Genomic DNA, 13,068 nt, shown 5'->3' with positions numbered 1-13,068 from the left:
CTACATTGACAAACTTAAGAGAATTCTATTATATTTAGTCATATAATACATTAAATCAATGACGGAACAAGTACGTTACAGTCCATTTATAGAGAGAAGCTTCCATATGGCTGAAAGAAGCTTTAAATGAAGGGTAACAGAAAGCTAATCCTGAGAGCAGCTAATCACTGCCGTCTTGCCACGTTACGGCACCATGAGGTGATGAATTGATTGTTATTGTAATCAATTCATAATTAGGGTGGTATCGCGAGTTAACTCTCGTCCCTTTTATAGGGACGGGAGTTTTTTATATTTAAGGAGGAAAATACAATGAAACAACTAACAGGCGCACAAATTCGTCAAATGTTTTTAGACTTTTTCCAAGAAAAAGGACATGCAGTAGAACCTAGTGCATCACTAGTTCCACATGAAGATCCATCTCTTCTATGGATTAATAGTGGTGTAGCTACATTAAAAAAATATTTTGATGGACGTGTAATCCCACAAAATCCACGTATTACAAATGCTCAAAAATCAATTCGTACAAACGATATTGAAAACGTAGGGAAAACAGCTCGTCACCATACATTCTTTGAAATGTTAGGAAACTTCTCAATTGGTGATTACTTCAAAGAAGAAGCAATTACATGGGCTTGGGAATTCTTAACGAGCGACAAATGGATCGGATTCGATAAAGAATTACTATCAGTTACAATCCATCCAGAAGATGAAGAAGCATTCACAATTTGGAATGAGAAAATGGGCGTTCCAAAAGAGCGTATTATCCGCTTAGAAGAAAACTTCTGGGATATCGGTGAAGGGCCAAGTGGACCGAATACAGAGATTTTCTATGACCGCGGAGAAGCTTACGGTAATGACTTTAGTGACCCAGAATTATATCCAGGCGGAGAAAACGAGCGTTACTTAGAAGTATGGAACCTTGTATTCTCTCAATTTAACCATAATCCAGACGGTTCATATACACCACTTCCTAAGAAAAACATTGATACAGGGATGGGTCTAGAGCGTATGACATCTATCGTTCAAGATGTACCTACGAACTTTGATACAGACCTATTCATGCCGATGATTGGTGCAACAGAAACAATTTCTGGTGAAAAATATCGTAATGGCGATTTAGAAAAAGATATGGCATTCAAAGTAATTGCTGACCATATCCGTACAGTAACATTCGCTGTTGGTGACGGTGCTCTTCCATCTAACGAAGGCCGTGGTTATGTATTACGTCGTTTATTACGCCGCGCTGTTCGTTATTCGAAGAAATTAAACATCAACCGTCCATTTATGTTTGAATTAGTACCGGTTGTTGGAGAAGTAATGAAAGACTTCTATCCAGAAGTACTTGAAAAGAAAGATTTCATTGCGAAAGTTGTGAAGAACGAAGAAGAGCGTTTCCATGAAACACTTCATGATGGTGAAGCAATTTTAGCTGAAGTAATTGCAAAAGCAAAAGAAGAAAAAACAACTGTTATTTCTGGAGTAGATGCGTTCCGTCTATATGACACATACGGTTTCCCAATTGAATTAACAGAAGAATATGCAGAAGAAGCTGGCATGACAGTTGATCATGAAGGTTTTGAAAATGAAATGGAAAAACAACGTGAGCGTGCACGTGCTGCTCGTCAAGACGTTGATTCTATGCAAGTTCAAGGTGGTGTCCTTGGAGAAATTAAAGTAGCGAGCGAATTCGTTGGTTACGGTACAGTTGTAACAGAAAGTAACGTTGTTGCACTTGTGAAAAACGGCGAATACACAGACAGCTTACAAGCTGGTGAAGAAGGACAGTTAATTCTTGATGTAACACCATTCTATGCTGAGAGTGGTGGACAAATTGCAGACCGTGGTTACCTTCTTGCAGATGGTGTGAAAGTTCTTGTAAAAGACGTACAAAAAGCACCAAACGGCCAAAACTTGCATAAAGTTGTTGTTGAAGAAGGTACATTAACGAAAGATGCGGCTGTAAAAGCTATTATCGATACGAAAAACCGTAGTAGCGTTGTAAAAAATCATACAGCAACTCACTTACTACACCAAGCATTAAAAGACGTACTTGGAACACACGTTAACCAAGCAGGTTCTCTTGTAACTTCTGAACGTCTACGTTTTGACTTCTCTCACTTCGGTCAAGTACAAGCTGACGAATTAGAAAAAATTGAGCGTATGGTAAACGAAAAAATTTGGGAAAGTATTGATGTTGAGATTTCTCAAAAAGCAATCGAAGAAGCGAAAGAAATGGGCGCAATGGCATTATTCGGTGAAAAATACGGAGATGTTGTACGCGTTGTACAAGTTGGCGATTACAGCTTAGAGCTTTGTGGTGGTTGTCACGTTGATAATACAGCTTCTATCGGTATTTTCAAAATCGTTGCTGAGTCTGGTATTGGTGCAGGAACTCGTCGTATTGAAGCAGTAACTGGTAAGTCTGCATACGAATTAATGAACGATCAAGTAGGTTTATTAAAAGAAGCAGCAGGAAAAATGAAAACAAATCCGAAAGATATTTTAACAAGAGTTGATGGTCTATTTGCTGAAGTGAAACAACTGCAAAAAGAAAATGAATCTCTTGCTGCGAAATTAAGCAATATCGAAGCTGGAAACTTAACTGATTCTGTAATGACAGTTGATGGTGTAAATGTATTAGCAGCGAAAGTAAATGTTGCAGATATGAACAACTTACGTACGATGATGGATGATCTGAAAAATAAATTAGAGTCAGCAGTTGTTGTATTAGCGTCTGTTAATGACGATAAAGTAAACATCCTAGCAGGTGTAACGAAAGACTTAATTAGCCAAGGTTACCATGCTGGTAAACTTGTGAAAGAAGTAGCTTCTCGTTGCGGCGGTGGCGGTGGTGGCCGTCCTGATATGGCACAAGCAGGCGGTAAAAACCCAGCTCAAGTCGAAGAAGCTTTAGCATTTGTACAAGAGTACGTTAAATCTGTTTCAAAATAAAGAGATAGTAGTGTACAATGGTAGGGAGAGGAGAAGTTCTTCTCCCTATACTTACTATATAAGTGAGGTGCTTGAAATGGACGGTTTTGATAAAACAATGAAGTTTAGCATTCAAGATGAAAAACAGAGTGTCCATGTAAATGATGTACTTTTAACTGTGTATGATGCACTTCAAGAAAAAGGCTATAATCCGATTAACCAAATCGTCGGTTATTTATTAAGTGGAGACCCAGCATACATACCTCGCCATAAAGATGCACGTAGCATCATTCGCAAGCTTGAACGTGATGAGTTAATTGAAGAGCTTGTGAAGTCTTACTTGAAACATCATCGTGAGGAGTAGTTTATGCGGATATTAGGTTTAGATGTAGGTACAAAAACAGTCGGAGTTGCAATTAGCGACGAGATGGGCTGGACAGCACAAGGATTAGAAACAATTAAGATTAACGAAGAACGAGGTCACTTTGGTTTTGATCGTATTTCTGAGTTAGTAAAGCAGTACAATGTGGACAAAATAGTAGTAGGTTTACCTAAAAATATGAATGGTACAATTGGCCCACGTGGTGAAGCGTGCCAACAATTTGCAGAAAACCTACGAGAGCTGTTACAATTAGACGTTGTAATGTGGGACGAGCGTTTGTCAACAATGGCAGCGGAACGTCTACTCATTTCAGCTGATGTAAGTCGTAAGAAGCGAAAACAAGTAATCGATAAGATGGCTGCAGTCGTAATCTTACAAGGATTTTTAGATAGAAAATAAGAGGTGACCAAAATGGAAGAACGTCAAATTACAATTGTAGACGAAAAAGGTAACGAACATTTATGTGAAATTATTTTCACTTTTGATGCTGACAAATTTGGTAAAAAATCATACGTAATCTTCTCTCCAATCGGTGAAGTAGATGAAGATGGAGACCCAATTTATGATGCAATGGCTTATGAGCAAAATGAAGAAGAGGGCGGAGTTTTACTTCCAATCGAATCAGAAGAAGAGTGGGAAATGGTACAAGAAACGTTTAACACTATTGCTGATGAGCAAGAAGCTGAATAATAAGTACTGAAAAGATGGACGACATACAGTCCATCTTTTTTTTGTATTTATATGTAAAATGAAAGATTTTTTGTCGAAACTGTGTAAGTCTTTGTAGTATAATGAGACGGATTGTAGAAAAATAAAGTATCAATTAAAAAAGATAAGTGAATTTGTTGCGTTTTTACATCGTGCTGTATAGAAAGGTGTACATACGGTCTACAATTAAGTAAGGAGGAAATGTTTTGATAGAGAATCAAGTGAAAAAGAAGCGTAGACGCATCTTTTTATTTTCGATTATTGCACTGCTTTTAGTTTGTGGTTCAGTCTATGCGTATATTTCATCCGCATTAGGACCAGTTGATAGCGGGAATAAAAAAGAGATTGAAGTAGAAATTCCGAAAGGATCATCTACAAGTAAAATTGGAGAAATTTTAGAAGAAAAAGGCGCTGTAAAAAACGGTACAGTTTTTAGTTTTTATACAAAGGCTAAATCGAAAAGTTTACAAGCAGGTACATATTTATTAAATCCTTCAATGAATGCTGAAGATGTGATCGAACAAATGTCATCTGGCAACGTGCATCGTCCAGCTCTTTATAAAGTGACGATTAAAGAAGGGGCGCAAGTAACTGAAATTGCAGAAACGATTGCGACAGAACTAAAGTGGAATAAAGATGATGTTACGCGTCAATTAAACGATAAAGCATTTATTCAAAAAATGCAGCAAAAGTATCCGAAGTTATTAACAGATAAAATCTTTGATAGTAATATTAAATACCCATTAGAAGGTTATTTATATCCTGCAACGTATTCGTTTTATAAGAAAGATACGACGTTAGAAGCAATTGTAATTCCAATGCTTGAGAAAACAAATGCAATCATTGTTCAAAATGAGGCGAAAATGAAAGCGAAGAATTGGGATGTTCATCAGCTTTTAACATTATCTTCACTTATTGAAGAAGAGGCAACTGGTTTTACAGATCGTCAAAAGATCTCTAGTGTCTTTTATAATCGTTTAACAAAAGGCATGCCACTTCAAACGGATCCAACGGTATTATATGCACTTGGAAAGCATAAACAACGTGTATTATACGAAGATTTAAAGGTCAACTCACCGTATAATACGTATGTTGTAAAAGGATTGCCGGTAGGGCCGATCGCAAACTCTGGTAAACATTCAGTGGAAGCTGCGTTAGAACCTGCGCAAACAGATTATTATTATTTCTTAGCTGCACCAAGTGGTGAAGTGTATTATGCGAAAACATTAGAAGAGCATAATGCATTAAAGCAAAAATACATTACGAAAAAACAGTGAAATGGGGAGGGATAGCGAAAAAAGTCGCACATCCCTCTTTTTTGTGGTAAAATATATCGGGTTAAAAACTGGCAGAAGAATCGTTTTTAATATCAAAACGGGACGTACAAGCTAAGGGTAAAGCTGGCTTGTATTTTTATTGCATTCTATGTGTGAAAAGACGTCATAGAGGCACTTCTCCATGTAAATAAGGAGGACCATTTATGGAGGATGCAGTTAACGAGTACCTATTATCATTTATTGATCCGAAAGATAAATTAATTCTTGAAATGGAAGAATATGCAACAGAAAATCATGTGCCGATTATGGATCGACTTGGAATGGAATTTATGCTGCAATTTTTACGTTTAATTGGACCGAAAAGCATTTTAGAACTTGGAACAGCAATCGGTTATTCTAGTATTCGTATGATGCAAGCTATTCCAAATTCACGTATTGTGACAGTTGAGCGCAATCGTGAGAGATATGAAAAAGCACTTGAATATATAGAACGTTCCCCAGTAACAGATCGTATTTCAGTTATTTACGGTGATGCGTTAGAGACAGGTGAACAAGTAAAAGAACACGGGACATTTGACGTTATTTTTATTGATGCAGCAAAAGGACAGTATCGTCGCTTTTTTGACTTATATGAACCGTTATTAAATCCTGGTGGAGTAATTATTTCAGATAATGTTATGTACCACGGTCTTGTAACGACAAAAGAGAAAATTGAAAACAGACGTACACGTGGTTTAATCCGTCGTATTAAGACGTACAATGAGTGGCTTATGAATCATGAAGGATATGATACAACGATTTTCCCAATTGGTGATGGAGTAGCTGTTAGTAAAAAGAGAGGGTGACCAAGGTATGAAGAAACCTGAATTGTTAGTAACGCCAAGAGCGGTGGCGGATATCGAACCTCTTGCGAAAGCAGGAGCAGATGCGGTAATGATCGGTGAGCAAAAGTTTGGTTTACGTTTAGCAGGGGAGTTTTCACGTGAAGATGTAAAACAAACTGTGAAGATTGCACATGAAAATGGTGTGAAAGTATACGTAGCCATGAACGCTATGTTCCACAACGATAAAGTAGAAGAATTAACAGATTACGTTTCATTTTTAAACGAAGTAAATGTAGATGCAATTGTTTTCGGAGATCCAGCGGTATTAATGGCTGTTCGCGAAGTAGCACCAAATATGCAGTTGCACTGGAATACAGAAACGACAGCAACAAACTGGTTCACTTGTAACTACTGGGGACAAAGAGGAGCGAAGCGCGCTGTATTAGCTCGTGAGCTGAGCTTAGATGAAATTGTTGATTTAAAAGAAAATGCTGAAGTGGAACTAGAAGTACAAATTCACGGTATGACTTGTATGTTCCAATCGAAGCGTTCATTAGTAGGAAACTACTTTGAGTATCAAGGACGTAATCTTGACATTGAAAAGAAAAAATATGAAGAGAATATGTTCTTATATGACCCAGAGCGTAACAATAAATATCCAATTTATGAAGATGAAAATGGTACTCACATTATGAGTCCGAACGATATTTGTTTCATCGATGAATTAGAGGAACTAATCGAAGCTGAAGTTGATAGCTTAAAAATCGACGGTGTACTAAAAAGCTCTGAATACATTATTGAAGTAACGAAGAAATATCGTCAAGCGATTGATTTATGCGTAGAAGATCGTGATGCATATTATGACGTGAAAGATGATCTATATAAAGAAATAGAAGAAATGCAACCAGTAAATCGTCCGTTAGATACAGGATTCTTCTTTAAAGAAACGGTTTACTAAACGAGGAGGGTGTAGGAAATGACTGTACAAGAAATTTCACGAGTGATCGATGGCAAACGTGTTATTGTGAAGAAACCTGAACTGTTAATCCCTGCGGGTAACTTAGAAAAATTAAAAGTAGCTATCCATTACGGGGCAGATGCTGTATATTTAGGTGGACAAGAATTTGGTCTTCGTTCGAATGCAGGTAACTTTACGCTAGAAGAAATGGCAGAAGGCGTTGAGTTTGCAAAGAAGTATGGAGCAAAAATATACGTAACAACAAATATCTTTGCACATAATGAAAATATGGACGGGCTAGAGGAATATTTAAAAGGGATTGAAAAAGCTGGCGTAACGGGAATTATCGTTGCTGATCCGCTTATCATTGAGACTTGTAAACGCGTAGCGCCTTCTGTTGAGGTGCATTTAAGCACACAGCAATCACTATCCAACTGGAAAGCAGCACAGTATTGGAAAGAAGAAGGTTTACATCGTCTTGTATTAGCTCGTGAAGCAAGCTATGAAGAAATGAAAGAAATTAAAGAAAAAGTGGATATTGAAATTGAAGCATTCGTACATGGTGCAATGTGTATCGCATATTCAGGAAGATGCACATTAAGTAACCATATGACAGCGCGTGATTCTAATCGTGGTGGTTGTTGCCAATCTTGCCGCTGGGATTATGATTTAGTTCAAACAGTATCACAACATAAAGATGCAAAAGAGCTTCCTCTATTCCAAGAAGGAGATGCTCACTTTGCGATGAGTCCAAAAGATTTAAATTTAATTTTATCAATTCCGAAAATGATTGAAATCGGAATCGATAGCTTAAAGGTAGAAGGACGTATGAAATCAATCCATTACGTAGCGACTGTAGCAACTGTATATCGTAAAGTAATTGATGCTTATTGTGCGGATCCAGATAACTTTGAGTTTAAACAAGAATGGTTAGATGAGCTTGATAAATGTGCAAATCGTGATACAGCTCCTGCATTCTTTGAAGGGGTTCCAGGACATCAAGAGCAAATGTTTGGAAATCATAGTAAGAAAACAACGTATGATTTTGCTGGTTTAGTGTTAGATTATAATGAAGAAACGGGCATCGTAACGATTGAGCAACGTAATCATTTCAAACCAGGACATGAAGTGGAGTTCTTTGGACCAGAAATAGAAAACTTTACGCAAACGGTGGAGAAAATTTGGGATGAGGATGGAAACGAATTAGATGCAGCGAGACATCCGTTGCAAATCGTGAAATTCAAAGTGGATCAACGAGTGTATGTGAATAATATGATGCGCAAAAGCATACTTCAATAAGAAAGAGTGATAGTCGAATGGGGACGAATAAGCCTGTTGTAATTGGAATTGCTGGTGGTTCGGGATCAGGTAAAACGAGTGTAACGAAAGCGATTTTTGACCATTTTAAAGGTCATTCTATTTTAATCTTAGAGCAAGATTATTATTACAAAGATCAAAGCCATTTACCAATGGAAGAGCGTTTAAAAACAAATTATGATCATCCGCTTGCGTTTGATAATGATCTGTTAATTGAACATTTGCAGCAGTTGCTTGCATATGAGCAAATTGATAAGCCTGTATATGACTATACATTGCATACGCGTTCAGAAGAAATTATTCCAGTTGAGCCGAAAGATGTAATTATTTTAGAAGGAATTCTTATTTTAGAAGACCCACGTCTTTGCGAGTTAATGGACATTAAATTATTCGTTGATACGGATGCTGACCTTCGTATTCTGCGTCGCATGCAGCGTGATATTAAAGAGCGCGGTCGTACGATGGATTCAGTTATTGATCAGTACGTAAATGTTGTACGTCCAATGCACAATCAATTTATTGAGCCTTCTAAGAAATTTGCGGATATTATTATCCCTGAAGGTGGACAAAACCACGTTGCAATTGATATTATGGTGACAAAAATTGCAACAATTCTTGAACAAAAAGTAAATTTGTAATAGCATAGTAAAAGATATACGGTAGGAAGGGATTTTTTCCCTTCCTATCGAATACAATGAAACATGCAACCTCATCTATATATAGGTGAGGGCATATTTATATCAACTTTCCATACATATCTTCTTTATATAAAGAAGAATTGGAAATACGGGGTTGTATGTGACAACTCCGCTAGTGCAAGGGTACTAGAAACCTCCGCTAACAATGGAAGCGGAGGAGTTTTCATATGGAACTCCTCTTTTTTTCGGGGGATTGGTATATAAAAGGAGTGGAAAATATGTCAACAGAAAAAACATACCCTATGACGCAAGAGGGTAAGCAAAAACTAGAGAACGAACTTGAGCAATTAAAAACAGTAAGACGTAAAGAAGTAGTAGAACGTATTAAAATCGCACGTAGCTTCGGGGACCTTTCTGAGAACTCTGAGTACGATGCAGCGAAAGATGAGCAAGCGTTCGTAGAAGGACGTATTACACAATTAGAAAATATGATTCGTAACGCAGTTATCATTAAAGATAATGGCGAAGTATCTACTGTTGTTACATTAGGTAAAACAGTAACATTTAAAGAATTACCAAATGGAGATGAAGAAGCGTACACAATCGTAGGTAGCGCGGAAGCTGACCCATTTGAAGGAAGAATTTCTAACGATTCTCCAATCGCAAAAAGCTTATTAGGTAAGCAAATTGGTGAGAAAGTAACAATCCAAACACCAGGCGGAGAAATGCAAGTAGAGATTGTCTCTGTAAAATAAAAAAAAGATTCTCCTATCGGGAGAATCTTTTTTTTTATCCCGCTATTTGCCAGGCAGTAAGACCACTATCTCAAACTTCAGCGGAAGTAAAGAAGTTAGGTGGGCGTCGGACTGCTCGTAAACGCCCGCTTGGTGAGGGCTAATTAAAGTTTCACTTTATCTGTAGAATAGAAAAATTTGTGTAAACCTTAGAGTGATTCGACAAAAAATGTCAAAAAAACATTTTAAACTTTGATATCATAATTGGAGAATATAGGTTTCAAAAGGGAAAAGGGGCTAATTATGAAACATAAAATCGTAACTACTCAGCCACCTTTCGGTGTCTTTTTTAAATTTTACTAGTTTCATATGCCTCCCATTTGTAAATACTGAGTATATCAAACAGGGGAGGTGAATCTTATGGTCGATCGAAAAATTATTTTAGATACATATAAAAAAGGACCTGAAGCTGTTATTTCTTTATTTGAAGAAACATTTTCTAAGTTAGAAAAACGTATACAAGAACTAGAAAATGCTTCAAAAAAAAACTCCAAAAATAGTCATAAGCCACCTTCTACAGATGGTTTGGGTAAGCCCGTTACAAAAAGTTTGCGCAAACCGTCTCATCGTCAAACGGGTGGCCAGTTGGGCCACAAGGGACATACTCTTGGTTTGACAGCGACTCCAGATCATACGATTACACATTCTCCTACATATTGTACTTGTTGTCATACTTCCTTGAACCACGAGCCTGTAAAAGGGTATCGCATTCGCCAAGTGTATGACTTACCACCTATTCAGATCGAAGTGACAGAACATAAAGTAGAACAGAAAGAATGCCCACATTGCCATTCTATCCAAGAAGCCCAATTTCCTTCGACAGTATCTCGTCCTGTTCAATATGGTCCAAATATAAAAAGACTGATTCCCTATTTAACGCATTATCAATGCATTTCTTTGAAGCGAACAAAAGAATTCTTTCAGGATTGTTTTGGACATTCTATAAGCGAAGGAACCCTGGTAAATCATACACAGGCTTTCGCTTCTCAATTGCAGCCATTCATAAAAGAAGTAAAGGAAAAGATTCTGCAGTCTCCTGTTGTCCATTTTGATGAAACTGGTATGCGTGTAGAAAACAAAACACAATGGTTACATACTGCCAGTACACCGGAGGTGACATTGCAACATATTCATCAAAAACGTGGAAAAGAAGCAATGGATGCTGGAGAAATCTTGCCATCTTTTTCTGGAATTGCGATGCATGATGGTTGGAAATCGTATGATGCGTATACAGATTGTCGTCACGTTTTATGTAATGCCCATCTCTTACGAGATTTACAAGGAATTATAGATAGTACTGGAGAACAATGGGCACAACAGATGCAGAAATTTCTAACGCAAGCGTTGACGATGAAAAAGCAATCCGAAGGTACCATGCCAAAAGCGACGCAAAAGAATCTGTTTATTATGTATCAATCCATATTGAAAGAACAACAGATTCTTTCCACGAAACAAAAGAAGAAAGGAAAGCAGACGCCTTCTCAAAATTTATGGAATCGCTTCGTCAAGTATTCTGACAGAATTCTAGCGTTTTTAGAACATCCAGCCATTCCATTTGATAACAATCAAGCAGAACGGGATATTCGGATGACGAAAGTAAAACAGAAAGTGTCTGGGACTTTCCGAAGTAAGAAAGGCGCAGAATCTTTTTGTCAGATACGAAGCTTTATGAGTACCATGAAAAAACAAAAACAATCGGTCTTACAAGCGATAAACCAAGTCATAGAAACTAGAACGGTTCCTTGGAATAACACGACTTCATAAGAGAATTTCTCTATTTGGCATAGATTCTTTCTCTGATTGGAGTATTTTCTTTTCATGTTTTCGAATCGGAAACATGTATTTGGCCTGTTTTTTTATTTGAAGAAGCTGAGTAGTTACATAAAATCTTTACAGGATTGGTTTGTAGTATCTCTATATTAGGACTTGCTGCCTGCGGAACGAAAGAGGAAACTACATCATCAAAGGGAGAAAAAGTGAAGCAAGAAGAAAAACAGGATATTAAAGCAACTGAGAGTTCAAAAGCAACTGAGAGTTCAAAAGCCTTAGCAAATCCACAAGATAAAAAGGAATTCAATGATTTTGATGTAGCGTATCAATTAGCTATTGTGATGAAAATATTTCAAGATGTAACGATTAAGTACGATTATGCGATTGGGAATCCAGATTATTTATTGCGAGATTCGATGGATCAAAAAACAATAGATGATATGAAGAATATGTTACAAGAACAGGCGAAAAATAATGATAAAATTTTAAAAGATGAAGTGAATCAAGCATATACATATTTAAAACAATCGAAAGTAAGTAATAAAGATGACGTTCAAAAAATAATAGATGCACAAAATAATTATTTACATATTGTAGATAAGATGATTACTTGTATTGATTCTGTAACAGTTGAGAATGCAAAAGAAAAAAGAAATGAAATGGATAATTTCAGTAAGGACTATTTAAAAGTAGCGGCTAATGTAACAACTACTGTAATTGAAGTTGCTAAAAACACTGGAGTGAATGAAACTGAATTTAAATCGCTTCTTACGAAATTTTTAGAGAAGCCAAAAAAACAATAATAGCTTTATATAATATCTATTTTTGTCTTGGAGCTTGTATAAATAAAATAGTACCTCGTCTAAACTACAATAGACGAGGTGTTTTTTATGAAAATAAAACGGAGAATTACAATTGTTTTAATTTGTTTTATGAGCGTTATGTTTTTATTGCTTTGTCGTTTAATCCAAATTCAAATTATAGATACAGAATCATTTACTGATCGCAAAATAAATTTAATTGAAAAAAGTGTTACGCAACGCACACAATCCATTACAGTAGACGATGGACGTGGGCAGTTTATAGATCGTAATGGTAAAGAAATAGGTGAGGAAAAATATCCTGTTTTAATTATTTTTCCATTTTTACAAATAAAAAATGACATGTTAGAGAAAATCGCGCATATCATTGGTGTGTCGAGACAAGAGATTAGAAGACAAATGAAAAATAACAAAAATGCATTTACCCTACAAGGAGAAACTGCTCCATTTCGAGTGACACGAGAGCAGATGGAGAAGGTAAATGAATTACATGTATTAGGTATTGTAGCAGCTGAAGTGCGATTAAAACAAACTGGAGAGATAAGTCATTTAATTGGTGATGTAGGGGAGAACGAAAGGGAATTTCAAAAGCGATATGGAGAATTGAAAAAAAATTCGTAACTACTCAGCCACCTTTCGGTGTCTTTT

Annotated in this window: 12 protein-coding genes, 1 pseudogene and 1 other annotated feature; all 13 genes and pseudogenes read left to right on the top strand. The window is 36.7% G+C overall.

Annotation, left to right across the window (positions count from 1 at the left end; genetic code table 11):
* Positions 1 to 49: 49 nt before the first annotated feature.
* Positions 50 to 269 (top strand) — a binding site (T-box leader).
* A gap of 40 nt (positions 270 to 309) precedes the next feature.
* Positions 310 to 2,952, top strand: a complete 2,643-nt coding sequence (alaS, locus tag MHH55_RS16060; protein ID WP_078186721.1) for an alanine--tRNA ligase — start codon at positions 310 to 312, stop codon at positions 2,950 to 2,952.
* Positions 2,953 to 3,028: 76 nt separating this feature from the next.
* Positions 3,029 to 3,295, top strand: coding sequence for an IreB family regulatory phosphoprotein (locus MHH55_RS16055; protein ID WP_000348590.1), 267 nt, complete (start codon positions 3,029 to 3,031; stop codon positions 3,293 to 3,295).
* Positions 3,296 to 3,298: 3 nt separating this feature from the next.
* Positions 3,299 to 3,712, top strand: a complete 414-nt coding sequence (ruvX, locus tag MHH55_RS16050; RefSeq protein WP_001221192.1) for a Holliday junction resolvase RuvX — start codon at positions 3,299 to 3,301, stop codon at positions 3,710 to 3,712.
* A 12-nt stretch (positions 3,713 to 3,724) separates the two neighbouring features.
* Positions 3,725 to 4,003 (top strand): DUF1292 domain-containing protein, encoded by a 279-nt coding sequence (locus MHH55_RS16045; protein WP_000392730.1) that lies wholly within the window; start codon positions 3,725 to 3,727, stop codon positions 4,001 to 4,003.
* 224 nt (positions 4,004 to 4,227) lie between these two features.
* Complete coding sequence (gene mltG, locus MHH55_RS16040) at positions 4,228 to 5,298, top strand: endolytic transglycosylase MltG (RefSeq protein WP_000572134.1); 1,071 nt, start codon at positions 4,228 to 4,230, stop codon at positions 5,296 to 5,298.
* Positions 5,299 to 5,501: 203 nt separating this feature from the next.
* Positions 5,502 to 6,143, top strand: a complete 642-nt coding sequence (locus MHH55_RS16035) for an O-methyltransferase (RefSeq protein ID WP_000389102.1) — start codon at positions 5,502 to 5,504, stop codon at positions 6,141 to 6,143.
* A gap of 7 nt (positions 6,144 to 6,150) precedes the next feature.
* On the top strand, positions 6,151 to 7,080 hold the full coding sequence (locus MHH55_RS16030; protein ID WP_000742801.1) for a peptidase U32 family protein: 930 nt from the start codon (positions 6,151 to 6,153) through the stop codon (positions 7,078 to 7,080).
* Between the two features lie 18 nt (positions 7,081 to 7,098).
* On the top strand, positions 7,099 to 8,379 hold the full coding sequence (locus MHH55_RS16025) for a peptidase U32 family protein (RefSeq protein WP_000217974.1): 1,281 nt from the start codon (positions 7,099 to 7,101) through the stop codon (positions 8,377 to 8,379).
* A gap of 17 nt (positions 8,380 to 8,396) precedes the next feature.
* Entirely contained in the window at positions 8,397 to 9,035 is a 639-nt protein-coding gene (gene udk, locus MHH55_RS16020) for a uridine kinase (protein ID WP_000537078.1), read from the top strand.
* A 278-nt stretch (positions 9,036 to 9,313) separates the two neighbouring features.
* Complete coding sequence (greA, locus tag MHH55_RS16015; RefSeq protein WP_014894880.1) at positions 9,314 to 9,790, top strand: transcription elongation factor GreA; 477 nt, start codon at positions 9,314 to 9,316, stop codon at positions 9,788 to 9,790.
* A gap of 399 nt (positions 9,791 to 10,189) precedes the next feature.
* A complete protein-coding gene (gene tnpC, locus MHH55_RS16010) occupies positions 10,190 to 11,593 on the top strand; it encodes an IS66 family transposase (RefSeq protein WP_100910632.1) in 1,404 nt (467 codons plus the stop codon).
* A gap of 122 nt (positions 11,594 to 11,715) precedes the next feature.
* Positions 11,716 to 12,402, top strand: coding sequence for a hypothetical protein (locus tag MHH55_RS16005; RefSeq protein ID WP_078188186.1), 687 nt, complete (start codon positions 11,716 to 11,718; stop codon positions 12,400 to 12,402).
* An 87-nt stretch (positions 12,403 to 12,489) separates the two neighbouring features.
* Positions 12,490 to 13,038 (top strand): annotated as a pseudogene (locus tag MHH55_RS16000) (penicillin-binding protein 2); the annotation flags it as partial.
* Positions 13,039 to 13,068: the final 30 nt, after the last annotated feature.

It is taken from the genome of Bacillus sp. FSL K6-2944 (genome assembly GCF_038005385.1).
GTDB lineage: Bacteria > Bacillota > Bacilli > Bacillales > Bacillaceae_G > Bacillus_A > Bacillus_A cereus.
The sequence above is the reverse complement of the archived record's forward strand: the minus strand, read 5'-3'. Positions and strand labels throughout refer to the sequence as shown.